Origin of the sequence: Kitasatospora sp. NPDC058492 (assembly GCF_042720685.1) — a bacterium.
Classification (GTDB): domain Bacteria; phylum Actinomycetota; class Actinomycetes; order Streptomycetales; family Streptomycetaceae; genus Kitasatospora.
Genome location: NZ_JBHXMU010000036.1, coordinates 60,526 through 83,737 on the forward strand (window position 1 = coordinate 60,526; position 23,212 = coordinate 83,737).

Annotated in this window: 19 protein-coding genes and 1 pseudogene; 7 read left to right on the forward strand and 13 right to left on the reverse strand. The window is 74.6% G+C overall.

Annotated features, from left to right (window positions below; genetic code table 11):
• Positions 1-5: 5 nt before the first annotated feature.
• The 5 genes from ACFWPI_RS23440 to ACFWPI_RS23460 all read right to left on the reverse strand — a co-directional run bounded on the left by ACFWPI_RS23440 (position 6) and on the right by ACFWPI_RS23460 (position 6,269).
• Positions 6-827, reverse strand: a complete 822-nt coding sequence (locus tag ACFWPI_RS23440) for a purine-nucleoside phosphorylase (RefSeq protein ID WP_063349072.1) — start codon at positions 825-827, stop codon at positions 6-8.
• Between the two features lie 199 nt (positions 828-1,026).
• Positions 1,027-2,112: an NlpC/P60 family protein gene (locus tag ACFWPI_RS23445; protein WP_380370259.1), complete on the reverse strand. Its 1,086-nt coding sequence runs from the start codon at positions 2,110-2,112 to the stop codon at positions 1,027-1,029.
• A gap of 60 nt (positions 2,113-2,172) precedes the next feature.
• On the reverse strand, positions 2,173-2,655 hold the full coding sequence (locus ACFWPI_RS23450; protein ID WP_063349074.1) for a poly-gamma-glutamate biosynthesis protein PgsC/CapC: 483 nt from the start codon (positions 2,653-2,655) through the stop codon (positions 2,173-2,175).
• Entirely contained in the window at positions 2,652-4,001 is a 1,350-nt protein-coding gene (pgsB, locus tag ACFWPI_RS23455; protein ID WP_380370263.1) for a poly-gamma-glutamate synthase PgsB, read from the reverse strand. Before pgsB ends, ACFWPI_RS23450 begins: the two co-directional genes overlap by 4 nt.
• 21 nt (positions 4,002-4,022) lie before the next feature.
• Complete coding sequence (locus ACFWPI_RS23460) at positions 4,023-6,269, reverse strand: HAMP domain-containing protein (protein ID WP_380370269.1); 2,247 nt, start codon at positions 6,267-6,269, stop codon at positions 4,023-4,025.
• Positions 6,270-6,515: 246 nt separating this feature from the next.
• On the opposite strand from ACFWPI_RS23460, the gene ACFWPI_RS23465 reads away from it, so the two are divergent.
• Positions 6,516-7,508 (forward strand): hypothetical protein, encoded by a 993-nt coding sequence (locus tag ACFWPI_RS23465; RefSeq protein ID WP_380370271.1) that lies wholly within the window; start codon positions 6,516-6,518, stop codon positions 7,506-7,508.
• A gap of 10 nt (positions 7,509-7,518) precedes the next feature.
• Here the strand turns inward: ACFWPI_RS23465 and ACFWPI_RS23470 are convergent, their stop codons facing one another.
• The gene (locus ACFWPI_RS23470) at positions 7,519-7,956 is read right to left on the reverse strand and encodes a gamma-glutamylcyclotransferase (RefSeq protein ID WP_063349076.1); all 438 of its coding nucleotides are present in this window, start codon (positions 7,954-7,956) and stop codon (positions 7,519-7,521) included.
• A 99-nt stretch (positions 7,957-8,055) separates the two neighbouring features.
• On the opposite strand from ACFWPI_RS23470, the gene ACFWPI_RS23475 reads away from it, so the two are divergent.
• Both ACFWPI_RS23475 and ACFWPI_RS23480 read left to right on the forward strand, forming a co-directional pair.
• Positions 8,056-9,504, forward strand: a complete 1,449-nt coding sequence (locus ACFWPI_RS23475) for an NAD(P)H-quinone dehydrogenase (protein WP_380370273.1) — start codon at positions 8,056-8,058, stop codon at positions 9,502-9,504.
• 236 nt (positions 9,505-9,740) lie between these two features.
• Entirely contained in the window at positions 9,741-10,697 is a 957-nt protein-coding gene (locus ACFWPI_RS23480) for a DeoR/GlpR family DNA-binding transcription regulator (protein WP_380336068.1), read from the forward strand.
• Positions 10,698-10,776: 79 nt separating this feature from the next.
• Here the strand turns inward: ACFWPI_RS23480 and ACFWPI_RS23485 are convergent, their stop codons facing one another.
• From ACFWPI_RS23485 to ACFWPI_RS23505, 5 genes are all read right to left on the reverse strand, one after another.
• Entirely contained in the window at positions 10,777-12,552 is a 1,776-nt protein-coding gene (locus ACFWPI_RS23485; RefSeq protein WP_380381033.1) for an acetyl/propionyl/methylcrotonyl-CoA carboxylase subunit alpha, read from the reverse strand.
• Between the two features lie 288 nt (positions 12,553-12,840).
• Complete coding sequence (locus tag ACFWPI_RS23490; RefSeq protein WP_380381035.1) at positions 12,841-13,440, reverse strand: nucleoside triphosphate pyrophosphatase; 600 nt, start codon at positions 13,438-13,440, stop codon at positions 12,841-12,843.
• 97 nt (positions 13,441-13,537) lie between these two features.
• Complete coding sequence (gene mmpB, locus ACFWPI_RS23495) at positions 13,538-13,663, reverse strand: morphogenic membrane protein MmpB (protein WP_279634918.1); 126 nt, start codon at positions 13,661-13,663, stop codon at positions 13,538-13,540.
• Between the two features lie 263 nt (positions 13,664-13,926).
• Positions 13,927-14,148 (reverse strand): acyl-CoA carboxylase epsilon subunit, encoded by a 222-nt coding sequence (locus ACFWPI_RS23500; RefSeq protein WP_380379589.1) that lies wholly within the window; start codon positions 14,146-14,148, stop codon positions 13,927-13,929.
• Positions 14,149-14,172: 24 nt separating this feature from the next.
• Positions 14,173-15,762 (reverse strand): acyl-CoA carboxylase subunit beta, encoded by a 1,590-nt coding sequence (locus tag ACFWPI_RS23505; protein WP_063349084.1) that lies wholly within the window; start codon positions 15,760-15,762, stop codon positions 14,173-14,175.
• Between the two features lie 241 nt (positions 15,763-16,003).
• Here ACFWPI_RS23505 and ACFWPI_RS23510 point away from each other — a divergent pair, with 241 nt between their 5' ends.
• From ACFWPI_RS23510 to ACFWPI_RS23520, 3 genes and pseudogenes are all read left to right on the forward strand, one after another.
• The gene (locus ACFWPI_RS23510) at positions 16,004-16,897 is read left to right on the forward strand and encodes a biotin--[acetyl-CoA-carboxylase] ligase (protein ID WP_063351348.1); all 894 of its coding nucleotides are present in this window, start codon (positions 16,004-16,006) and stop codon (positions 16,895-16,897) included.
• Between the two features lie 169 nt (positions 16,898-17,066).
• The gene (locus ACFWPI_RS23515; RefSeq protein ID WP_063349085.1) at positions 17,067-18,191 is read left to right on the forward strand and encodes an adenylate/guanylate cyclase domain-containing protein; all 1,125 of its coding nucleotides are present in this window, start codon (positions 17,067-17,069) and stop codon (positions 18,189-18,191) included.
• A 446-nt stretch (positions 18,192-18,637) separates the two neighbouring features.
• Positions 18,638-19,774: pseudogene (locus ACFWPI_RS23520) on the forward strand (diguanylate cyclase domain-containing protein); the annotation flags it as partial.
• A 612-nt stretch (positions 19,775-20,386) separates the two neighbouring features.
• Here the strand turns inward: ACFWPI_RS23520 and ACFWPI_RS23525 are convergent.
• Positions 20,387-20,983, reverse strand: a complete 597-nt coding sequence (locus tag ACFWPI_RS23525; RefSeq protein ID WP_063349086.1) for a TetR/AcrR family transcriptional regulator — start codon at positions 20,981-20,983, stop codon at positions 20,387-20,389.
• 128 nt (positions 20,984-21,111) lie between these two features.
• Between ACFWPI_RS23525 and ACFWPI_RS23530 the strand changes: the two genes are divergently transcribed.
• A complete protein-coding gene (locus ACFWPI_RS23530) occupies positions 21,112-22,311 on the forward strand; it encodes a macrolide family glycosyltransferase (protein WP_380379584.1) in 1,200 nt (399 codons plus the stop codon).
• Here the strand turns inward: ACFWPI_RS23530 and fdhD are convergent.
• Positions 22,301-23,200: a formate dehydrogenase accessory sulfurtransferase FdhD gene (gene fdhD, locus ACFWPI_RS23535; protein WP_380379581.1), complete on the reverse strand. Its 900-nt coding sequence runs from the start codon at positions 23,198-23,200 to the stop codon at positions 22,301-22,303. The two genes, ACFWPI_RS23530 and fdhD, sit on opposite strands and share 11 nt — an antisense overlap.
• Positions 23,201-23,212 lie beyond the last annotated feature (12 nt).

Below are 23,212 nucleotides of genomic sequence, written 5' to 3' on the forward strand. Positions count from 1 at the left end.
GGGCGTCAGATCCGCTCAAGGACCTTCGCGAGCAGCTCGCCCATGCGCTCGGCGGAGGCCTTGCCGGCCTCCAGCACCTCGGCGTGGTTGAGCGGCTCGCCGGTGATGCCGGCGGCCAGGTTGGTGACCAGCGAGATGCCGAGCACCTCGGAGCCGGCCTCGCGGGCGGCGATGGCCTCCAGGGTGGTGGACATGCCGACCAGCTCGCCGCCGATCACCCGGGCCATGTTGACCTCGGCCGGGGTCTCGTAGTGCGGGCCGCGGAACTGGACGTAGACGGCCTCGTCCAGGCTCGGGTCCACCTCGTGGCAGAGCGCGCGCAGGCGCTTGGAGTACAGGTCGGTGAGGTCGACGAAGTTGGCGCCGACGATCGGGGAGTCCGCGGTCAGGTTGATGTGGTCGCTGATCAGGACCGGCTGGCCGGGGACCCAGCCCTCGCGCAGACCGCCGCAGCCGTTGGTCAGCACGATGATGCCGCAGCCGGCCGCGGCGGCGGTGCGCACGCCGTGGACGACGGTGGCCACGCCGTGGCCCTCGTAGTAGTGGTTGCGGCCGAGGAAGATCAGGGCGCGCTTGTCGCCGATCTTCACCGAGCGGATCGTGCCGGCGTGGCCGGCGACGGCGGGGGCGGGGAAGCCCGGGAGCTCGGTGACCGGGAACTCGGCCACGGTCTCGCCCAGGGCGTCGGCGGCCGGCACCCAGCCGGAGCCCATCACCAGGGCGACGTCGTGCCGCTCGGCACCGGTCAGCTCGCGCAGGCGCTCGGCGGCGGCCTGGGCGGCGGCGTAGGGGTCGGCGGAGACGACCGACTGAGGAGATGCGTTCACGGCTCCGAGGATAGACGGGATTCGACTACGCGCGTAGAAAATCCGGCGCGGCATGCCGGATCGTTACCCGGTTGACCCGAAAGCACAGCTCGGTGGCGCCTTTCGGGTGACGTCGCTCGTCGGTACGTACAAGTCGGTGCGGGGTCGGTGCGAGGTCGGTGCGGGGTCGAACCGCAGGCGGTGCGGGCCGGGCCCGGGTTCAGAGCCGCTTCGCGCTGCGCAGCCCCTTCGCGTACAGGCCGTTGTCGTCCAGCCGCGCGGTGCCGCCCTTGTCGCCGAAGGTCGGGCCGTCCGCCTCCTCCCGGCTGGAGATGTACCGGGGGTGGCCGTCGGTGTCCAGGCCCAGATAGATGCCGGTGTGGTCGAGCCGGGCGCCGGTGCGGGCGTCGATCTCGAAGAACACCAGGTCGCCGGGCTGGAGCGGGTCGATCGAGGCCGGCCGCAGGGTGGTGTCCGAGCCCGGCGCGGTGGTCAGCGGCAGCACCGGGACGCCCGGGCCGACCCGGGCCAGGCCGTTGGCGCTGCGCGGCAGGCCGGGGCCGGCCACGTCCTTGGAGAGCAGCGGGTAACCGGAGCGGTAGCCGTAGACCATCCGGACGTACCCGGAGCAGTCGAAGGCGCCGTACCGGGTCCTGTCCGGCTGTTTGGCCACCTTGTCGGCGAACGTGTACGGAACGCCGAGGTAGTCGAGGAAGTCGGTCTGCTCCAGCCGCAGGTCGTTGCCCACCGAACCGTTCGGGTTGAGCGGGCCGAAGGAGGCGTCGCCCTTGAACCGCACGCCCTTGGCGTCCTTCTCCGGCGCCGCGCCGGCCAGGTACTGGGTGGCCACCGCCAGCACGTCGTCCGCGGTGGAGCCGAGCGACTGCTGGAACCAGGTGCGGAACCAGCCCTCCTGCTCGGCGCCCGGCCGCCACGGCTGCGGCATCAGCCGGACCCAGGTGTCGGTCACCACGGTGGCCGTGGTGGTGCCCGGCTCGGCGAAGGTGCGGCTCGGGCCGGCCAGGACGGCGGTGCGGGCGCTGTCGGTCAGGGTGGCGACCACGCCGCCGCGGGCGTCCCGGACCACCGTGCGGTCGGGTCCGCCCAGCCGCTCGTAGCGGTACTCGGCGGCGGTGCCCTGGGCGGGGCTCGGCACGGCGGCGCTGGTGATCAGCGGCGCGCCGCCGCCCGGGTCCGACGGCCGGTCGTGGTCGCGGTCGCGCAGCTGGACGGTGAGGTAGCCGCTGGCGGCCAGCAGGGCCACGGCGAGGCCGCCGCTGAGCAGGGACTTGCGGGTGACGGGCATCGGGGGGTCTTCCTGGGGGTTCCTGCGGGGATTCCTGGCGGGGGTTCCTGAACGGGGGGATCAGGTGCCGGGCAGGGCGCCGAGCAGGACGCCGGCGGTGAGGACCACGTAGTTGGCGAGCGTCACCGTGCTGGTGGCCATCAGGGTGGCCGCCCGGGGCTGGCGGACCAGCTGGTAGGCGATCAGGCCGGGGACGATGAACCCGAGCGTCTGGTTGGCGTACAGGGTGGGCAGTTCGCGCTGGAGGACCAGCATCACGGTGGCCTGCAGCAGCACGCCGATCAGCACCACGGCGGCGAACAGCCGCTTGCCGTACAGGATCACCAGCTTCTGGACCACCCGGGTGGCGAGGTAGGTCAGCACCGTCACGCCGATCACGATGGCCACCCGCTGGAGGTCCTCGACCAGGGTGAGGGCCAGCCAGCCGGGGGTGATCATGCCGCCGGGGGAGAGGTTGGTGGTCAGGTAGCAGACGAGTGAGAAGACCAGGCCGAGCGCGATGCCGATGGCGGCGATCTCGGGGGTGAGCTCGGTGGGGATCACTGCTGGTCTCCGTGGTGGGGGGTGTGGTGGTGGGGCTCGAACCAGGAGTCGGGGAGCGGTTCGGGGTGGTGGACGGGCTGGTACGCGGAGTCGTACACCGGCTCGGGGTAGAGCGGTTCGGGCTCGTGGTACGGGAGTTCGGGGGCGTCGGGCGCGTCCGGGGCCTCGTCGGGGGCGAGCCGGGCCAGCTCCTCCAGGAACAGTTCGCCCTGGCCGTGGATGTTGCCGACGGCCACCAGCGAGGAGTCCGGCCCGAGTTCGGCCAGCAGGTCGGAGGTGAGCCGGGCCGGGTCGCGCTTGTCGCCGCCGAGGTCGACCACCCGGCCGGACCACCCGGCGGGGATGCCGTCCCGGGCGCTCCTGGTGGGGTGGCCGATCAGGAACACGGTGTCCGGGTCGAGCTCGGGCACGATCTGGCCCATCTGGCCGTTGCGCTCCACCCGGTCCGGGCGGCAGTTGATCACCACGTTGAGCGGGCGGTGGATCGCGCCCAGGCCCTCCAGCTGGCGGACGTTCATCAGCGTGGACTCGGGGTCGTTGGCGGCGAAGACGTTGGCGAAGCGCAGCCGCTTGCCGTCCTCGGTGCGGTAGCGCTCGACGGACAGCACGCCCGGGTCCGGCGGGGCCGCCCACATGCCCTGCAGCGCGGTCCGCCGCTCCACGCCGAGGAGTTCGGCGACGGCCAGGGCGATCGCCACGTTCTCCTTGAAGGTGAACCAGCTGAACCCGCGCAGCTCCTCGTCGGTGACCGACTCCGGGTCCACCACGATCAGTTCGCAGTCGCGGCGGGCCGCCTCCGCGCGCAGGATGTGCGCGCGCTCCTGCTCGGCGGTGACGCACACCCCGCCGACCGGCATCGAGCGGGACAGCGAGCGGGCGACGTCGTCCAGGGTCGGGCCCATCTCGGCGAGGTGGTCCTCACGGACGTTGCACAGCACGCCGATGGTGGAGCGGATCAGCTTGGTCTGGTTGACCTCCTGGAGCGCCGGCATGACGGCCATGCACTCGATCACCAGGGCGTCCGGCCGGTAGGTGGCGGCGCGGCGGACGATGCCGATCTGCTCGACCACGTTGGCGATGCCGAACTTGCGGTAGACCGGCTCCTCGGTGGCGTCCGGGTGGATGAACCGGGCCGCCGTGCCGGTGGTCTTGGCGACCGTCACCAGCCCGCCGCCGCGCAGCGCGCCCGCGCAGAGCCGGGTGATCGAGCTCTTGCCGCGGATGCCGTTGACCAGCACCCGGGTCGGGATCTGTTCCAGCGCGGCGAAGTGCCGGCGCTGCTCGACGATGCCGGCCACCAGCAGCACGGCGCAGCACACCAGCAGCACGACGTAGAGGAAGAGCACGGGAGGTCCTTCGGGCGGGGCTCAGCGGGCGTGCGCGGGCACGGGGACGGACGCGGGGGCGGCGGTGCGGCGGGGGCGGGCCGGTTCCTGACGGACCAGCTCCTGGCGGATCAGCTCCAGGCTCCGGGCGACGGCGCCGACCTCGTCGTGGTGGACGGGGTAGAGCACCGTCCGGCGGTCCCCGGCGGCCAGCGCCTCGGCGCTCGCCGCGAGCCGGCGCAGCGGCAGGCCGACCGCGATGAACAGCCAGCCCAGGCAGAGCGCGGCCGCGGCCAGGCCGAGCATGCCGGCCAGCACGGCCCGCCGGTCGGCCCGGTTCTCGTCCAGGTGCAGCCAGGCCACCGGGTGGGCGGTGACCACCGACCAGCCCAGCTTGGCCACGCTGCCGTTGCCGCCGAGCGGGGCGGCGGCGAACAGCGCCGGGTCGCCGCCGCCGCGCAGCACCTCGGCGGCGGCCGACTTCCTCGCCTGGGCCAGCAGGGCCCTGGCGCGGCCCTCGGGCAGCTCGCCGAAGGAGCTGTAGCCCTCGTTGGCGGCGAGCACCCGCTGCCGGTCGTCGACCAGCCAGACCCGGCCGAGGCCGGGGCGGACCAGCAGCGCGCTGAGGAAGTCCGTCTTGAACTCGCCGATCAGCACGGGCCCCGGCGGCTCGGCGGCGCCCTCCGCCTCCGCCTCCGCGTCGGCGGGGGCGGCGGTGAGGGCCGCGCGGGCGGCGATCCGGGGCTCCCGGCCGGAGCTGTTGAGCAGCAGCACGCCGCTCGCGCCGAGGGCCTGCGGGCCGGTGCGGTGCGGGGTGTCGCCGGCGTGCGCGAGGACCTCGCCGTTCGCGCCGAGGACGTACAGCGCGCGGTAGCGGTCGTGCTCGGCGAGGGTGGCGCGCAGCAGGGCGTCGGCCTTGCCGACGGAGGCGCCGGCGAGTTCGGGGGCGAGCGAACGCAGGTCCGCGTAGCCCTCGTTGAGCGCCTGGCGGATCCGGTCGGCGGCGGTGTCGGTGCGGTCGCGCTGGCCCGCCACCACCTGGGTGGGGACCCGTACGGTCGGGTCGTTGCCGCCCAGGAACAGCAGCGGGCCGGACCAGCCGAGCACCAGGACGGCGCACAGCGCCAGCGGCAGCGCGGTGCCGGGGCGGCGCTTCGGCGCGGCGGGGGCCGGCGGGCGGGCCGGGTCGAGGAGTTGCAGCCGCAGCTCCTCCAGGGCGCGGGCGATCCGGCCGGCCTCCCTCCGCTTCGGGCCGCGGACCGGCAGGTCGAGCCGTTCGCCGCGGGTGAGCCGGCGGGACTCCAGGAACAGCCGCAGCAGCGGCCGCTGCAGGCTGCGGCTCAGGTACCACGCGAGCAGCAGGGCCAGGGCGAGCAGCGCGCCGGCGGCGGCCAGACCGAGCGCGGGGTGGCGCAGGCTGCCGGGCTTGCCGTCGACGGTGCTGGTGGAGACCACGGTCAGGCCGAGCGGGGCGGCCGGGTCGTGCCCGCCCGCGGCGCCGACGGCGGCGTAGCCGGCGACCCGGCGCACGCCCTTGGCGTCCGGGCTGCCGGCCAGGCTGCCGGCGGCCGTCCCGCCGGGGGCCGGGCGCTCGCGGGCGGCGCGCTCCCGGGCGCCGGTGACCACGGCGCGGTCGGCCTCGGCGCCGAGTTCGGCGCCGGTGCTGTCCAGGACGGCGCCGGCGGCGTCGAGGACCTGGATGGTCTGTTCCTTGCGGGTCGCGATGCCGGGCAGCCGCAGGTTGTCGGAGGCGACCAGCAGGGCGCGGCCGTCGGCCTTGGTGGCGACCAGGGCGAAGGTGAGCAGCCGGGTGCCGGCGGCGGAGGGCACCAGGACGGGCGCGGGCGCGGTGTCGGTGACCCGGCTGAGGTCGAGGCCGGCCAGCGGCACGGTCTCGCCGCGGGCGGCGAGCAGCCTGCCGGTGTCGGGGCGGACCACCGCCGTGCCGCGCCACTTGTGGTACGCCTGGCCGAGCGCGGACAGCACCGCGGCCGGCTCGGCGGGCGCGGCGTCGTAGCGGGCGGCGGCCCGGCGCAGGTCGGTGGCGCTCTCGTGCAGCCCGGCGCGCAGCGAGGCCGCGGTGTCCTCGGCGGCGTACTGGTGGGACTCCCGGACGGCCTGCGGGGTGTCGTCGACGCGCAGCCCGCCGACGGCGAGCGCGGTGATGGTGGCGACGGCGAGCAGCAGCACCAGCAGCAGCGCGATGGGCGGGCGGATGCCTCCCAGCAGCGGCATGTCGGCCCGGCGGCGATAGCGGTGCTGTCGCGGCGGGTTGGGTGCCGTGCTCACGGGGCCTCGTTCTTCTCGGGGCTCGGCGCACCTGTCCCCGGGAGGTCCGCCGGCCTTCTCGTCGGTCAAGCACTGATCAAGAGTTGGTCAAGCCGGAACAGCGTACGAAGGAGATTTCGAAAAGTTGTCACGTTCCGGTGTCGATCGGATGCCGCTTAGGGATCTCTTTCCGCGAACCGGGCGTGGTGCGCGGCCCCGGGCGGCCCCCGGTGGTCCGCGGCGGGCGGCACGGTAGGTTCGACGGCCATGGAGACTCGGGGTTCGCGACGCCCGTTGCTGCTGTCGGCGGCGGTGCTGCTGGTGCTGGCGGCGCTCGCGGCGGTGCTGACGCTGGCCGTGCGCGGCTCCGACGAGCGGCCGTCGGCGGCGGGCGCTGCGGCGGGCGCCCCGGCGGGCCGGAGCGGACCGACCGGGCCCGCCCCGGTGGACCTGGCGGCCCTGGTCGACGGGTACACCGCCGGGTTCACCCCGGGCGGCCCGTACACCGCGCCGGACGCCGGGCAGCGCCGGGCGATCGCCGACGGCGTGCTCGGCGCGCTGGACGGGCAGGCCGAGCAGGCCGGGCGCTCGCTGGCGCGGGTCGGCTACCGGCTCACCGAGTTCACCGAGGCGGCGACCGGCCGCCGGGTGGCGGAGATCGCCGACGGCACGGACGCCGAGGGCCGCGGCTGGGGCCGGGTCTACCTGGACCTCTCGGCCCGGACGGGCTGGTCCGTGCAGGTGCCCCACCCGGTCTCGGACGCCCGTACCGAGGCGCTCGGGGTGGACCTCTTCCGGGCCGCGCCGGGCGGGGTGCTGGTGCTCGCCGGGGCGCACCGCCGGGCCGGGGCGGACGGCGCCTCGGACGTCGCGCACCGCGCCGACACGGTCTTCGCGGCGGTGGTCGAGGCGCTCACCGGGCGCGGCCTGCCCGGCATCCAGGTGCACGGCTTCGACGAGGGCAGCCTGCCCGGGCAGGACGCGGTGGTCTCCAGCGGCGCCGGCCGGCCGGGCCCGGCCGCCGAGCTGACCGCCACCGGGCTGGGGAAGGCCGGGTACGCGGCCTGCCGGGCCTGGCGGGAGAAGTGCGGGCAGCTCGGGGGCACCACCAACGTCGAGGGCCGGTTCGCGGCCGGGCTCGGCGTGCCGTGGCTGCACGTCGAGCTGGGCAACGGGCTGCGCACCGAGCCGGCCCGCCGCGCGGCGGTGGCCGGGGTGCTGGCGCAGACGGCCCGCGGCTGGGCCGCGAGCCAGGGCTAGTGGGCCAGGGCTAGCAGGGGCGGCGGCGCAGGTCCATCACGTAGTCGTGCGGGGCGCCGGCGCTCTCCGCGGCGTCGGCGACCAGGCCGAGGTAGCGGGCCGCGGGCAGGCCGCCCTCGTAGTCGTTGAGCACGTACGTCCAGACCGGGGTGTCGCCGTCCAGGGTCTGCGCGCGCAGTTTGATCTTGCGGTAGATGCCGAGCTGGACGCCCTCCCAGCGGTCCAGGCCCTCCTCGTCCATCGGCGCGACGTCGTACAGCGAGACGAAGACCTGGTCCTTCCCGTCCTCGACGACGGTGGCCAACGAGCCCTCCCAGCCGAGCTGTTCACCGCCGAAGGTGAGCCGCCAGCCGTCCAGCCACCCGGTGCCGCGCAGTGGTGAGTGCGGGGCGCGGCGGGTCATCTGCCGTGCATCGAGGTTGGTGGCATACGCGGCGTAAAGGGGCATGGGGGGAAGACTAGCCCGGTGGATGGACGGTCCGCGGCGACTGGGCGATCGCACAGAAGCCCGGACCCCGGCGTGGCGGCGTTCCCGGCGTGCGGGACAATGGTGCACGTGACTCGGATCGTGATCATCGGTGGCGGACCCGGCGGCTACGAGGCTGCGCTGGTGGCCGCGCAGCTCGGCGCGGAGGTGACCGTCGTCGACCGCGACGGTCTGGGCGGATCGGCGGTGCTCACCGACTGCGTGCCGTCGAAGACCCTGATCGCGACCGCGGAGGTGATGACCACCTTCGACAGCTCGTACGAGGAGCTGGGCATCACCGTCGCGCAGGACGAGGCCGCGGACGCGGCCAAGGTCATCGGCGTGGACCTGGGCAAGGTCAACCGGCGTGTGAAGCGGCTGGCGATCGCGCAGTCCCACGACATCACCCAGTCGGTCACCCGGGCCGGGGTCACCGTGCTGCGCGGCCGCGGCCGGCTCGGCGGCGGCGGGCAGGCGGTGGACGGCTCCCGCGAGGTGCTGGTGGACGCGCCGGACGGCACCGTCCAGTCGCTGCGCGCCGACGCGGTGCTGATCGCCACCGGCGCCCACCCCCGCGAGCTGCCGGACGCCCAGCCGGACGGCGAGCGGATCCTCACCTGGACCCAGGTGTACGACCTGGAGGAGCTGCCCCGCGAGCTGATCGTGGTCGGCTCCGGTGTGACCGGCGCGGAGTTCGCGGGTGCCTATCAGGCGCTCGGCTCCAAGGTCACCCTGGTCTCCAGCCGTGACCGGGTGCTGCCGGGCGAGGACCCGGACGCCGCCGAGGTGCTGGAGGACGTCTTCCGCCGCCGCGGCATGAACGTGATGGGCCGCTCGCGCGCCGAGAGCGTCAAGCGGATCGGCGACCGGGTCGAGGTGGCCCTCGCCGACGGCAAGGTGATCGAGGGCACGCACTGCCTGATGGCGGTCGGCTCGATCCCCAACACCGCGCAGATGGGCCTGGAGGAGGCCGGGGTCAAGCTCAACGACTGGGGCCAGATCCAGGTCGACCGGGTCTCCCGCACCAGCGCCCCGGGCGTCTACGCGGCCGGCGACTGCACCGGCGTCTTCATGCTCGCCTCGGTGGCGGCCATGCAGGGCCGGATCGCGATGTACCACGCGCTCGGCGACGCGGTGCAGCCGCTGAACCTGAAGACCGTCGCCTCCAACGTCTTCACCGACCCGGAGATCGCCACCGTCGGCTACACCGCGGCCGATGTGGAGTGCGGCAAGATGGACGCGGTCGTGGTCAAGCTGCCGCTGCGCGGCAACCCGCGGGCGAAGATGCAGGGCATCCGGGACGGCTTCGTGAAGCTGTTCTGCCGCCCGGGCACCGGCATCGTGGTGGGCGGCGTGGTCGTCGCCCCGCGGGCCAGCGAGCTCATCCACCCGATCGCGCTCGCGGTGGACGCCAATCTGACCGTCGAACAGGTGGCCAGCGCCTTCACCGTCTACCCGTCGGTCTCCGGCTCGACCGCCGAGGCCGCCCGGCAGCTGCACATCCGCAAGCGGGTCGAGGGCGAATCCTGAGCCTCCGGCGCACAGTTGAGGGCGGCTGCCGATCGGCGGCCGCCTTTTGCGCAGGAGCGATCGTCACCCGGACGGCGGGCGCAGCCCCGGGCTGCTGACGGCGCGTATTGTACGGTCACGCGCCGCTCTTGCGTGAGCAATTCCAGCTACTAGCTGCAAACGCCTGAAAGCAGACGGTCACGCAGGTTACCGTCGGTTCTGTGTTTGCAGCAGAACGTCGCCAGTTGATCCTCGAAATGGTGCGCGCCAACGGAGCGGTCTCGCTCCGGGAGTTGGCCCGCGTCGTCCAGACCTCCGAAGTGACCGTGCGCCGCGACGTACGGGCACTGGAGGCAGAAGGGCTCCTCGACCGCCGGCACGGCGGCGCGGTGCTCCCCGGCGGCTTCAGCCGCGAACCCGGCTACCCGCAGAAGACCCACCTCTCCGCGGCGGAGAAGAGCGCCATCGCCGACCTCGCCGCCGGCCTGGTGGAGGAGGGGGACGCGGTGGTGGTCGGCGCCGGCACCACCACCCAGGAGCTGGCCCGCAGGCTGGCCAGGGTGCCCGGTCTCACCGTGGTCACCAACTCGCTGCTGGTCGCCCAGGCGCTGGCGCACGCCAACCGGGTGGAGGTGGTGATGACCGGCGGCACCCTGCGAGGTTCCAACTACGCGCTGGTCGGCAGCGGTGCCGAGCAGTCCCTGCACGGGCTGAGGGTCTCCAAGGCCTTCATCTCCGGCAGCGGGCTGACCGCCGAGCGGGGCCTGTCCACCGCCAACATGCTGTCCGCGAGCGTGGACCGGGCGCTGGTGCAGTCGGCCAACGAGGTCATCGTCCTCGCCGACCACACCAAGCTCGGCGCGGACTCCATGTTCCAGACCGTGCCCACCGAGAACATCACCCGGCTGGTCACGGACGAGCAGGCGACCGCCGACGACGGCACCGCCCGGCAACTCGACGCGATCGCCGACTGCGGGGTGCAGATCGACCTGGCGCCGCTCGGCGCCGCCCCCACCGGGGACGCCCCGGTGCACGGCACCGGCAGCGGGCCCGTCCACCAGACCCAGCCCGGCCCGCTGGCGCGCCGCCCCGCCCCGCCCCCCGGCGGCGCCCCGCTGCCCGGCCAGCGCCGGCCGGGCGCGCACGGCGGTCCGGGCGGTCCGGGCGGCCTGCCGGCCAGGCTGGCCGAGCTGGGCCTCCCGCGCGGGCGCTGAGGGCCCGTACCGCCGCGCGAACGCGGCCGGCCCGCACCCCCGGAGGGGGTACGGGCCGGCCGGTGCTCCAGGGAGCGCGTCAGTCCTTGATCTCGCACAGCGCGGCGCCGCTGCTGACGCTCGCGCCCACCTCGGCCTTGAGGCCGACGACGGTGCCCGCCTTGTGCGCGTTCAGCGGCTGCTCCATCTTCATCGCCTCCAGGACCACGATCAGCTCGCCCTCGGCGACGACCCGGCCCTCCTCGACGGCGACCTTGACGATGGTGCCCTGCATCGGCGAGGCCAGGGTGTCACCACTGACGGCCGAACCGGCCTTCTTGGCGCCCACCCGGCGCTTGGCCTTCGCGGCACCCGCCGCACCGGCCGCCGGGGCCGCCGAGACGCCCAGCGAGGACGGCAGCGAGACCTCGATCCGCTTGCCGCCGACCTCGACCACGACGGTCTCGCGGCCCTCGGCCTCCTCGCCGTCGCCGGCCGCGCCCGCGAACGGCGGGATGGTGTTGTCGAACTCGGTCTCGATCCACCGGGTGTAGATCGTGAACGGGCCCTCGCCGCCGTGCACCTCGGGCGCGAACGCCGGGTCGGTGACGACCGCCTGGTGGAACGGGATGGCGGTGGCCATGCCCTCCACCTTGAACTCGTTCAGCGCGCGGCGGGCCCGCTCCAGGGCCTGCTTGCGGTCCCGGCCGGAGACGATCAGCTTGGCCAGCAGGGAGTCCCAGGCCGGGCCGATGACCGAGCCGGTCTCCACGCCGGAGTCCAGCCGGACGCCCGGGCCGGACGGCGGCGCGAACAGCGTCACGGTGCCGGGCGCGGGCAGGAAGCCCCGGCCCGGGTCCTCGCCGTTGATGCGGAACTCGAACGAGTGGCCGCGCACCTCGGGGTCGCCGTAGCCCAGTTCCTCGCCGTCGGCGATCCGGAACATCTCGCGGACCAGGTCGAGTCCGGTGACCTCCTCGGTGACCGGGTGCTCGACCTGCAGCCGGGTGTTGACCTCCAGGAAGGAGATCGTGCCGTCCAGCGCCACCAGGAACTCGCAGGTTCCGGCGCCCTCGTAGCCGGCCTCCTTCAGGATGGCCTTGGACGCCCGGTACAGCTCGGCGTTCTGCTCGGCGGTCAGGAACGGCGCGGGCGCCTCCTCGACCAGCTTCTGATGCCGGCGCTGCAGCGAGCAGTCACGGGTGGAGACGACCACCACGTTGCCGTGCTTGTCCGCGAGGCACTGGGTCTCCACGTGCCGCGGGTTGTCCAGGTAGCGCTCGACGAAACACTCGCCGCGGCCGAAGGCGGCGACGGCCTCGCGCACCGCGGACTCGTACAGCTCCGGGATCTCCTCCAGCGTGCGGGCGACCTTGAGGCCGCGGCCGCCGCCGCCGAAGGCCGCCTTGATGGCGACCGGAAGGCCGTGCTCCCGGGCGAACACGACCACCTCGTCGGCACCCGAGACCGGGTCCGGGGTACCGGCGACCAGCGGCGCGCCGGCGCGCTGCGCCACGTGCCGGGCGGTGACCTTGTCACCGAGGTCGCGGATGGCCTGCGGGGGCGGGCCGATCCAGGTCAGGCCCGCGTCGAGGACGGCCTGGGCGAAGTCGGCGTTCTCCGACAGGAACCCGTAGCCGGGGTGGACGGCGTCGGCCCCGGAGTCCGCTGCGGCCTTCAGGACCTTGGCGATGTCCAGGTAACTGGTGCCGGGGGTGTCTCCACCCAGCGCGTAAGCCTCGTCGGCCGCGCGGACGTGCAGCGCATCCCGGTCCGGCTCGGCGTAGACGGCGACGCTGGCGATACCGGCGTCCGAGCAGGCCCGGGCGACGCGGACGGCGATTTCCCCGCGGTTGGCGATGAGCACCTTGCGCACTGTGGCTCCCTTCTTGAACCTGGTCGAGTTTATGGATTCCTGGGCGGTACCGGCGAGTAGCCCCAGGTTGTGAACTATCCCACACGGACGGTGATGAATTTCCGGGGCCCGTCGACCGCCCGTCCGGTGACGCCGCAGGTCGCGGCCGGTGCGGTCGAACCGGCCGGATCCACAGCGGGTGACCGGGCGTTGTCCGGTGCCCCGGTGGCATCGGACACACTCTCGCGCGGCCGGCTCAAACGACGGTGGAACGGGCGGCGGGCCGCCGCCGTCCTGCGGTCCCGGCCGTCAGGCCCAGAGGTCGACCAGCCGGACGTCCAGGTCGGCGAGCAGGGTGCGCAGCAGCGGCAGCGAGAGGCCGATGACGTTGCCCGGGTCGCCGTCGATGCCCTCGATGAACGGCGCCGAGCGCCCGTCCAGGGTGAACGCCCCGGCGACGTGCAGGGGCTCGCCGGAGGCCACGTAGGCGGCGATCTCGGCGTCGTCCGGGGTGCCGAAGCGGACGGTGGTGGACGCGGTCGCCGAGGACTGCCGGCCGGTCGCGGTGTCGATCACGCAGTGGCCGGTGCGCAGCACCCCGGCCCGGCCGCGCATCGACTGCCAGCGGGCGAGCGCCTCGGTGCCGTCGGCGGGCTTGCCGAGGGCCTGGCCGTCCAGCTCCAGGACGGAGTCGCAGCCGATCACCAGCTCGCCGCCGGTCAGTGCGGCGGCGACCGCCTTCGCCTTGGCCTCGGCCAGCACCAGGGCGAGTTCGGCCGGGGTGGCGGCGCTGATCGCGTCCTCGTCGACGCCGCTGACCACCACGCGCGGGTCGAGGCCCGCCTGGCGCAGCAGTCCGAGGCGGGCGGGGGAGGCGGAGGCGAGGACGAGGATGCGCTGGTCGGTCATGCCCCTCAGGGTAGGGGGTGCCGGTGTCCGCCGTTCGGGTGAACGACGGTCGCGGCGGTCGGGTGAGCGGCGGTCACCGCAGTCGGGTGGGCGCCGGTCACAGCAGGAGGAGGACGGCGGCCACCATCGCGAGGGCGGCGAGCACCCGGCCGGCCCGGTGCAGCCGCTCCATCATCCGGCGGGCCTCCGGGGAGGGCTCGTCGCGGGGGTCTGACCAGAGCACACGTCCAGGGTGCGCCGCGCCCGGCCCCGGGCGCCTGAGTATCCGTACTCAGCTTTCGGGCAATCCGGGCGGACGGGCCCGAACGGGTGCGGAGTGGGGCGTTGGTCGGGGGGGGCTAACCCACCGGCCCCGGGGGGGGGTATTGCGCCCGCCGGCGTGCGCCCCGGGGGGAGGCCCCGGGGGGGGGCCGGGGGGGCGCCGCCGGGGCGGGGGGGGGCTGGGGTTTGGCGGGGGGCCCAAAACCCCACTCCGCACCGGGCGGATCAGTTCGCCCAGCCGGACGTCCGCCAGGCGTTGACGCCCGGGTGGACGGCCTGGCGGAACAGGCGGGAACGGTCGTTCCAGGGGGCGGCCGGGCCGGCACCGGCCCGGCGCGCCGCCTCGGCGGCGGCCTGCGCGGCGGCGGCCCGGGCCTGGACCACCGCCAGGACGGCGGCGAGCTCCTCGGGGGTCGGCTGCCCGTGCAGCACGTGGATCGGTGCCATGGCTCATTCTCTCCCGACGAGGGCCTACAGGGGGATGTTGCCGTGCTTCTTCGGCGGCAGCACCTCGCGCTTGCCGCGCAGCGCCCGCAGACCCCGGACGATGTGCCGGCGGGTCTCGCTCGGCGGGATCACCGCGTCCACGTAGCCGCGCTCGGCCGCCAGGTACGGGTTCAGCAGGGTGTCCTCGTACGAGGCGATCAGCTCGGCCCGCTTCTGCTCGGCACCGCCCGCCGCCTCGGCCTCGGCGATCTCCCGCCGGTGCAGGATGTTGACCGCGCCCTGCGCGCCCATCACCGCGATCTGCGCGGTCGGCCAGGCCAGGTTGAGGTCGGCACCCAGGTGCTTGGAGCCCATGACGTCGTACGCGCCGCCGAAGGCCTTGCGGGTGATCACGGTGATCAGCGGGACGGTCGCCTCGGCGTAGGCGTAGATCAGCTTGGCGCCGCGGCGGATGATGCCGTCCCACTCCTGCTCGGTGCCGGGCAGGAAGCCGGGCACATCGACGAAGGTCAGCACCGGGATGTTGAAGGAGTCGCAGGTCCGGATGAAGCGGGCGGCCTTCTCGCTGGCGTTGATGTCCAGGCAGCCGGCCAGGTCCATCGGCTGGTTGCCGACGATGCCGACGGACTGGCCCTCGACCCGGCCGAAGCCGGTGATGATGTTGCCCGCGTACAGCGGCTGGGTCTCCAGGAACTCGCCGTCGTCGACGATGTGCTCGATCACCTTGCGCATGTCGTACGGCTGGTTCGCCGAGTCCGGCACGATGGTGTCGAGTTCGAGGTCCTCGTCGGTGACGGTGAGGTCCGCCTGCTCGGGGTAGGACGGCGGGTCCGACAGGTTGTTGGAGGGCAGGTACGAGAGCAGGCTCTTGACGTACTCGACGGCCTCCTTCTCGTCGGTGGCCAGGTAGTGCGCGTTGCCGGACTTGCTGTTGTGGGTGCGGGCGCCGCCCAGCTCCTCCATGCCGACGTCCTCGCCGGTCACGGTCTTGATCACGTCCGGGCCGGTGATGAACATGTGCGAGGTCCGGTCGGCCATCACCACGAAGTCGGTGATCGCGGGGGAGTACACCGCGCCGCCCGCGCAGGGGCCCATGATCAGCGAGATCTGCGGGATCACGCCCGAGGCGTGCACGTTGCGGCGGAAGATCTCGCCGTACAGGCCGAGCGAGACCACGCCCTCCTGGATCCGGGCGCCGCCGGAGTCGTTGATGCCGATGACCGGGCAGCCGGTCTTCAGCGCGAAGTCCATCACCTTGACGATCTTCTCGCCGAACACCTCGCCCAGGGAGCCGCCGAACACGGTGAAGTCCTGGGCGAAGACGGCAACCTGGCGGCCGTCCACGGTGCCGTAGCCGGTCACCACGCCGTCGCCGTACGGGCGGTTCCGCTCCTGCCCGAAGTTCGTCGAGCGGTGCCGGGCGAACTCGTCGAACTCGACGAAGGAGCCCTCGTCCAGCAGCTCCGCGACCCGCTCGCGGGCCGTCAGCTTGCCCTTGGCGTGCTGCTTCTCCACGGCCGCGGCGGAGCCGGAGTGCACCGCCTCGTCGAGCCTGCGCCGCAGGTCGGCGAGCTTGCCGGCGGTGGTGTGGGGGTCGTACGGCGCCTCGGTCATCCGGTGGCTCTCCCTGATCCATGGGCCGCGACCTGTTCGAGTGCGCGCGGGCCGGAGTGGGGGCCCGCGCATGAGGGCAGGGCGGCGCTGCGAACTACCGTTGGGTAGCGTAGCCAGCGCACCGGCCCGGACGTCATGTCCTGGCGTTATGGCCATCGACACAGTGTGTCAACGCGCGTTCTGCGGGACGATGGGGCGGCCTACGCCCCACGCGACCGGGGACGCCCTAGTGTTCTGGACCATGACCGCACCCGACTCCCCCCGCCGCAGTGGACTGCGCGGTTTCGGCCACGCCGGGCCGTCGCCGTGGACCGACCTGGACCGCCCGCCGCTGGACGAGGCCGCGCTGCGCCGCGACCTGCTGGTCCCGGACGGGCTCTGGACCTCGGTGGACGTCGTCGCCGAGACCGGCTCCACCAACAACGACCTCGCCGCCCGCGCCCGGGCCGGCGCCCCGCAGGGCGCGGTGCTGGTCGCCGAGGTGCAGAACGCCGGGCGCGGCCGACTGGAACGCCAGTGGAGCGCCCCGGCCCGCTCCGGGCTGTTCCTGTCCGTCCTGCTGCGCCCCGAGGAGGTGCCGGTCGAACGCTACGGCTGGCTGCCGATCCTGGTCGGGGTGGCCACCGCCAGCACGCTGAGCCGGGTCGCCGGGGTCGAGGTCGGGCTGAAGTGGCCCAACGACCTCCAGGTGGAGATCGACGGCGCGGAGCGCAAGCTCGGCGGCATCCTCACCGAGCTGAGCGGCGGCGCCGTGGTCGCCGGCCTCGGCATCAACGTCTCGCTGCGCGAGCCCGAGCTGCCCGTCCCCACCGCCGCCTCGCTCGCGCTGGCCGGTGCCGAGGTCACCGACCGGTCCACCCTGCTGCGCGCCCTGCTGCGCGAGTTCGCCGGGCTGTACCGCACCTGGACGGCCGCCGCCGGCGACCCGCACACCAGCGAGCTGCTCCGCGCCTACGCGGACCGCTGCACCACGCTCGGCCGCCAGGTGAAGGTGCACCTGCCGGGCGACCGGGAGCTGGTCGGCGAGGCGGTGGCGATCGACGGCGACGGCCGCCTGGTGGTCCGCACCCCCGACGGCGCACGCCGGGCGGTCGGCGCGGGGGACGTCGTCCACGTGCGCCCCGAGCCCCGCTGAACGGCACTCTTCACCTCTCCTTGACCCGGGCTGATGCCCCGGATCACGCGATTCCGTGCGAACATTCCACCTGGCAGCGGTGTGAGGCGCGCCACTGCCCGCCGGGTGGCGGGCGCGCCCGGACAGGCAGGACACGAGGCAAGTGCGGCGACCGCACGGGGACGGACCGGTGGCAGAGGACGGCAGCAGCGGCGCGACATCGGGGACCCACGACCCCACGGTCGCGCTCGAACTGGAACGCCTGATCCTGGACGCGCCACGCCGCTACACCCCGTACCAGGCCGCGCGGGCCGCAGACGTCCCGATGGAGCTGGCGACCCGCTTCTGGCGGGCCATGGGCTTCCCCGACATCGGTCAGTCCCGGGCCCTCACCGACGGCGACGTGATCGCCCTGCGCCGGCTCGCCGGCCTGGTCGAGTCCGGCCTGCTCAGCGAGTCGATGGCGATCCAGGTGGCCCGCTCCACCGGCCAGACCACCGCCCGGCTGGCCGGCTGGCAGATGGACACCTTCCTGGAGAACCTCACCCAGGCCGTCGAACCCGGCCTGACCCGCGCCGACGTCGCCTACCCGCTGGTCGAGCTGCTGCTGCCGGAGCTGGAGCAGTTCCTGGTGTACGTCTGGCGCCGCCAGCTCGCCGCCGTCACCGGCCGGGTGGTCCAGGCCGCCGAGGACAACGAGATCACCAGCGGCCGCCTCGCCGTGGGCTTCGCCGACCTGGTCGGCTTCACCCGGCTGTCGCGGCGGCTGGAGGAGGAGGAGCTCGGCGAACTCGTCGAGACCTTCGAGAACACCTGTTCGGACCTGATCGCGGGGCAGGGCGGCCGGGTCATCAAGACCCTCGGCGACGAGATCCTCTACGTCTCCGAGGACCCGGTCACCGCCGCCGAGATCGCGCTCAGCCTGATCGAGGCCCTCGCCGAGGACGAGAGCATCCCCGCGCTGCGGGTCGGCATGGCCTTCGGCACGGTCACCTCGCGGATGGGCGACGTCTTCGGCACCACCGTGAACCTGGCCAGCCGGCTCACCTCGATCGCGCCCAAGGACGCGGTGCTGATCGACGGCGAGTTCGCCGCCGCGCTGGAGCAGTACGGCAGCGTGGCCCCGCCGGACGCGGACGGCCCCGGCCTCGCCGAGGCGCTGTCGGCCGCCGCCGGGATGCCCGCCTCGGGCCTGCCGGTGCCGGGCCTGGACGCCGGGCACCGGTTCCACCTGCAGCCGATGTGGCGCCGGCCGGTGCGCGGGCTCGGGCTGGTCGAGCCGTGGCTGCTGTCGCGGCGGCTGAAGCCGGAGTAGGACTCCGCCCCTGCCCCTCCCGGGCCCTTCTCACGCCTCTCCCGGACCCTTCCCGGTCTCTTCCGGGCCCCTTCCGGTCTTCTCCTGTGCCCTTCCCGGCTTTTCCCGGGCCTTTCCGGCCTTCCCCGGCCTTTTCCAGGACGTGGCCCCGGGCCGGTCCCGATGCTTGGGGTGCCGAACGGTTGAAACCCGTACGGCCGGTTGCGGGTCCGCCCCGGCAAACGGGGCATAACCGAACGAAACCGCCATAGTCTTGGTGAAAGCGGCCGGGTGGGTGCGGCCGCCGTCGGGGGTCCGGCAGGACCGAGCACAGGGAGCGAGGCGAGCCGGTGAGCAGTGAGGCGATCATGACGGACCGCGGCTGCGACTGCGACTGCGGCGGCCCGCAGCCGGCCGGCCAACTGCCCGACCTACGGCTGCAGTCCGTGGTCGAGCTGGCCCAGGACATGGCCGGCGCGCTCACCCCGCTGGAGGCCGTCCGGGCCGCCGCCGCCCGCGCCACCGAGGCGCTCGGGGCGACCATGGCGGCCGTCTCCGTCTGGGACCGCGAATCCGGCCGGCTCCGGGTCCTGGTCAACCACGGGGAGCTCGCGCCCGGCGAGGAGGAACTGCCCGAGGACGAGTCCTACCCCGTCGCCGACTTCCCCGAGATCGTCACCTATCTGGAGGAGCGCTGGACCACCGGGCGCCTCCCGCGGGCCTGGCTGCAGACCGCCGAGAACGCCGAACCGCACGCCGGGTACGCCCACCCCACCGCCGGCGCGTACTGCCAGGAACGCGCCGCGGCGCTGCGCCGGCGCGGCCGCGCCTGCTGCGTGGTCGCCCCGATCGTCCTGCACGGGCAGGCCTGGGGCGAGCTGTACCTGGCCCGCAGCGTCGGCAAGCCCGAGTTCGCCGCCGCCGACGCCGACTACGCGACCCTGCTCGCGGCCCAGATCTCGGCCGGCCTCGCCCAGACCGAACGCCTCGCCGACCTGCGCAAACTAGCCTTCTCCGACCCGCTCACCGGCCTCGCCAACCGGCGCGCCGTCGACACCCGGCTGGAGAGCGCCCTGACGGCGCACAACCGGGACAACACCGTGGTCTCGCTCGTCGTCTGCGACGTCAACGGCCTCAAGCGGGTCAACGACCAGCTCGGCCACGAAATGGGCGACCGGCTGCTCGAACGGTTCGCCCACCAGCTCTCGGTCGCCGCGGCCAAACTCCCCGGCAGCCTCGCCGCCCGCCTCGGCGGCGACGAGTTCTGCCTGCTCGCCGAAGGGCAGAAGGCCGACGAGGTCGTCGCCGTCGCCGAGGAGCTCTGCGCCCGGGCCCTCGCCCTGTCCGAGGGCGAGGGCGTCGCCTGCGGCGTCGCCTCCACCGGCGACTCCATCGGCCCGGTCACCACCCCCGACCGGCTCTTCCGGCTCGCCGACGCCGCCCAGTACCGGGCCAAGGCCGCCCGCGCCGCCCACCCCGTCGTCGCCGGGCGCAGCCACGGCCCCGGCTTCTCGCCCGACCCCACCGTGCTGCTCGCCGACGCCGCCGACCCGCACCACCGGGCCGACGGACGCGGTGCCCGCCCCGGCCGGGCCGGAGCGGGCGACCGGCGGCGCTTCCGGGGCGCCGCGCACAGTGCCGACCCGGGCCAGCTGCTCACCGCCGTCCTCGCGGCCCTCGACCAGGCCGCCGCCGCCCGGGCCGTCCACCCCGCCGACACCCTCGGCAAGCTCGTCGTCGTCGCCGAGGCCTCCGCCCGGCTGCTCGACGCCGTCGGCTGGTGGGTCTCCTACGTCCCGCCCGGCTCCCACCTCATGCGCACCGCCCAGCACGCCGTCTACCGGATGACCAGGGGCCCCAGCAGCACCCGCGCCGAGACCCAGCGGGCCCAGATCGAGGCCCCGGACGCCGTCTTCGACCTGCGCCACTACCCGATGACCCGCCGCGCCGTCCGCGGCGGCGCCTTCGCCCTGCGCGCCGGCGCGGCCGGCAACGACCCGGCCGAGGAGGCCATGCTGGTCGTCTCCGGCTACCGCGGCATGGTCGCCGCCGGCGGCCAGAACCCGGCCGGCGGCTGGCTCGTCGAACTCTTCGCCGACGACGCCACCCTGCCGCTCGGCCAGGCCGCCTTCGCCATGCGCGCCCTGGTGGCCGTCGCCCTGGCGGGCGCGGCCTCGCCCCCGGTGGTGTGAGGCCGGGGCGGGCGGCCGGTGCGGTCAGGCCCGCCCGAGGGCGCGCAGGACCGCCTCGACCAGGCGGTCGGCGTGGGCGTGGTCGAGCGGGCCGAGGCGGTAGAGCCAGCGGTAGTGGAGCGGGCCGTAGAGGAGTTCGAGGGCGAGGTCGAGGTCCGCGTCGGGGGCGAGCTGGCCGGCCTCGCGGGCGCTGCGCAGGCGCTCGCGGGTGACGTCGAGGAGCGGGTCCAGCAGGCGGGTGCGGTAGTCGGCGTACAGGGCCGGGTCGTTGAGCAGTTCGGCGGTGAGGGCGCGGTAGGTGCGGTCGAGGGCGGGGTCGGTGAGTTCGTCGGCGGCGGGGCGCAGGACGGCCCGCAGGTCGGCGGCGAGGTCGCCGGTGTCGGGGAGGGCGAGGCTGCCCTCGTGCTCGTTGGCGGCGAGGAAGGCGTCGAAGACGACGGCGCCCTTGGAGGGCCACCAGCGGTAGATGGTCTGCTTGCCGACGCCGGCCCGGGCGGCGATCGCCTCGATGGTGAGCTTGCCGAAGCCGACGTCGGCGACGAGTTCGGCGGCGGCGGTGAGGACGGCGGCGCGGGAGCGTTCGCTGCGGCGGGCCGGGTCGGGGGCGGTTCTGTGGGCCATGGCGGAAATTCTAGGCGAAGTAGCGAGACGGACCGTATCGTCTTGACGCGGCGTCGGGCCCCGGACCATGCTGGAGCGGCGCCAGCGAGACGGATCGTCTCGTCTCATTCTGGACCCTGGAGGCCCCCATGACCCGCTCCGCGCACCCCGCCCACATCCTGATGGTCTCGATCCCGGCCCACGGGCACGTCAACCCCAGCCTCGCCGTGATCGCCGAACTGGTCGCCCGGGGCCACCGGGTCAGCTACGTCAACGACGCCTCCTTCGCCGGGGCCGTCGAGTCGACCGGCGCCCGCTTCGTCCCGTACCCGACGAGGCTGCCGCTCGCCGGCGGCCCGGACGCCTGGGAGGAGGACCCGGTGGCGCTCCAGGAGCTGTTCCTGGACGACGCCCTCGCGATGCACCCCGTCCTGTTGGAGGCCTTCGCGGACGACCGCCCCGACCTGGTGCTCTGCGACATCGCGGGCTTCGCCGGGCGGGCGCTCGGCGAGCGGCTGGGCGTGCCGGTGGTGCAGCTGTCGCCCACCTACGTCGGCTGGGAGGGCATCGAGCAGGACATGGCGGAGGTGTACGAGGCGATCCGCAACGGGCCCGGCGGCGCCGAGCACTACCGGCGGTTCGCCGACTGGCTGGCCGAGGCCGGGACGGTGGAACGCGACGTGGACGCCTTCAAGGGTCGCCCGGCGCGGTCCGTCGCCCTGATCCCGCGCGCCCTGCAGCTCAACGCGGACCGGGTCGACGAGCGGCGCGTGACCTTCGTCGGGCCGTGCTTCGGCGACCGCGCCCACCAGGGTGGGTGGCACCGGCCGGCGCACGCGGAGAAGGTGCTGCTGGTCTCGCTCGGCTCGGCCTTCACCCACCAGCCCGCGTTCTACCGGGCCTGCGTCCAGGCCTTCGGCGGCCTGCCCGGCTGGCACACGGTGCTCCAGGTCGGCGCGCACACCGACCTGGCCGACCTGGGCGAGGTGCCGGACACCGTCGAGGTGCACCGGTGGGTGCCGCAACTGTCGGTGCTCGCGCAGGCGGACGCCTTCGTCACCCACGCGGGCATGGGCGGCTCCAGTGAGGGGCTGTACCACGGCGTGCCGATGATCGCCGTGCCGCAGGCCGTCGACCAGTTCGCCAACGCGGACGCGCTGGTGGGGCTCGGCGTCGCCCGCCGCCTGGACACCGCGCAGGCGACCCCGCAGGCGCTGCGCGGCGCGCTGCTGGAGCTGGTCGGCGACCCGGCGGTGGCCGAGCGGCTGAAGGCGCTGGCCGCCGCCGGCCGGGCCGAGGGCGGCACCGCCCGGGCGGCGGACCTGATCGAGGCCGAGCTCAGGGGGTGACCGGCGCGGCGGGGGAGGGCGCCGCTGTCGAGGGCGCGGCGGGGGAGGGCGAGGCGGGGGAGGGCGAGGCGATCCGGTCCGGCCGGGTGTAGACGTTCGCGCCCTCCCCGCGCAGGAAGCCGACCAGGGTCAGGCCCAGCTCCTCGGCGAGGTCCACCGCGAGCGAGGACGGCGCCGAGACGGCCGCCAGCAGCGGGACGCCCGCCAGCGCGGCCTTCTGGGTCAGCTCGAACGAGGCCCGGCCGCTGACCAGCAGGACGTGCCCGGTCAGCGGCAGCCTGCCCTCGCGCAGCGCCCAGCCGACCACCTTGTCCACCGCGTTGTGCCGCCCGACGTCCTCGCGGGCGCAGAGCAGGTCGCCGCTGGCGGCGTCGAACAGGCCGGCCGCGTGCAGGCCGCCGGTGGACTCGAAGGTGCGCTGGGCGGCCCGCAGTCGGTCCGGCAGGCCGTACAGCAGGGACGGCGGGACGGTGAGCGGGTCCTCGCCCACCGGGTGGCGGACGTGGGTGCGGACGGCGTCCACGGTGTCCCGGCCGCACAGGCCGCAGGCGCTGGTGGTGAGCAGGTTGCGGTGCGCGGACAGCGGCAGCGCGCGGGCGGCGCCGCGCAGGGTGGCGTCGACGACGTTGTAGGTGTTGGCGCCGGACTCGTCCGTCCCGGCGCAGTACCGCAGGGCGGCGAGCTCCTCGGCGGTGTGCACCAGCCCCTCGCCGACCAGGAACCCGGCCACCAGGTCGAAGTCCTGCCCGGGGGTGCGCATGGTGACGGTCAGCGGCTCGCCGCCGAGCCGGATCTCCAGCGGCTCCTCCGCCGCCAGCGAGTCCGGCCGCACCCCGCGCTCGTCCCCCCGCAGCCGCACCACCCGGCGCCGTGCCGTCGCCCGCGTCATCGCCCTGCCACC

Coding starts and splice junctions, on each gene's coding strand:
- ACFWPI_RS23480 (WP_380336068.1), top strand. CDS start 9,741: ATGGTGCGCGCCAACGGAGCGGTCTCGCTCCGGGAGTTGGCCCGCGTC.
- fdhD (WP_380379581.1), bottom strand. CDS start 23,200: ATGACGCGGGCGACGGCACGGCGCCGGGTGGTGCGGCTGCGGGGGGAC.
- ACFWPI_RS23470 (WP_063349076.1), bottom strand. CDS start 7,956: ATGCCCCTTTACGCCGCGTATGCCACCAACCTCGATGCACGGCAGATG.
- ACFWPI_RS23530 (WP_380379584.1), top strand. CDS start 21,112: ATGACCCGCTCCGCGCACCCCGCCCACATCCTGATGGTCTCGATCCCG.
- ACFWPI_RS23525 (WP_063349086.1), bottom strand. CDS start 20,983: ATGGCCCACAGAACCGCCCCCGACCCGGCCCGCCGCAGCGAACGCTCC.
- ACFWPI_RS23510 (WP_063351348.1), top strand. CDS start 16,004: ATGACCGCACCCGACTCCCCCCGCCGCAGTGGACTGCGCGGTTTCGGC.
- ACFWPI_RS23490 (WP_380381035.1), bottom strand. CDS start 13,440: ATGACCGACCAGCGCATCCTCGTCCTCGCCTCCGCCTCCCCCGCCCGC.
- ACFWPI_RS23500 (WP_380379589.1), bottom strand. CDS start 14,148: ATGGCACCGATCCACGTGCTGCACGGGCAGCCGACCCCCGAGGAGCTC.
- ACFWPI_RS23505 (WP_063349084.1), bottom strand. CDS start 15,762: ATGACCGAGGCGCCGTACGACCCCCACACCACCGCCGGCAAGCTCGCC.
- ACFWPI_RS23465 (WP_380370271.1), top strand. CDS start 6,516: ATGGAGACTCGGGGTTCGCGACGCCCGTTGCTGCTGTCGGCGGCGGTG.
- ACFWPI_RS23475 (WP_380370273.1), top strand. CDS start 8,056: ATGGTGCACGTGACTCGGATCGTGATCATCGGTGGCGGACCCGGCGGC.
- ACFWPI_RS23445 (WP_380370259.1), bottom strand. CDS start 2,112: ATGCCCGTCACCCGCAAGTCCCTGCTCAGCGGCGGCCTCGCCGTGGCC.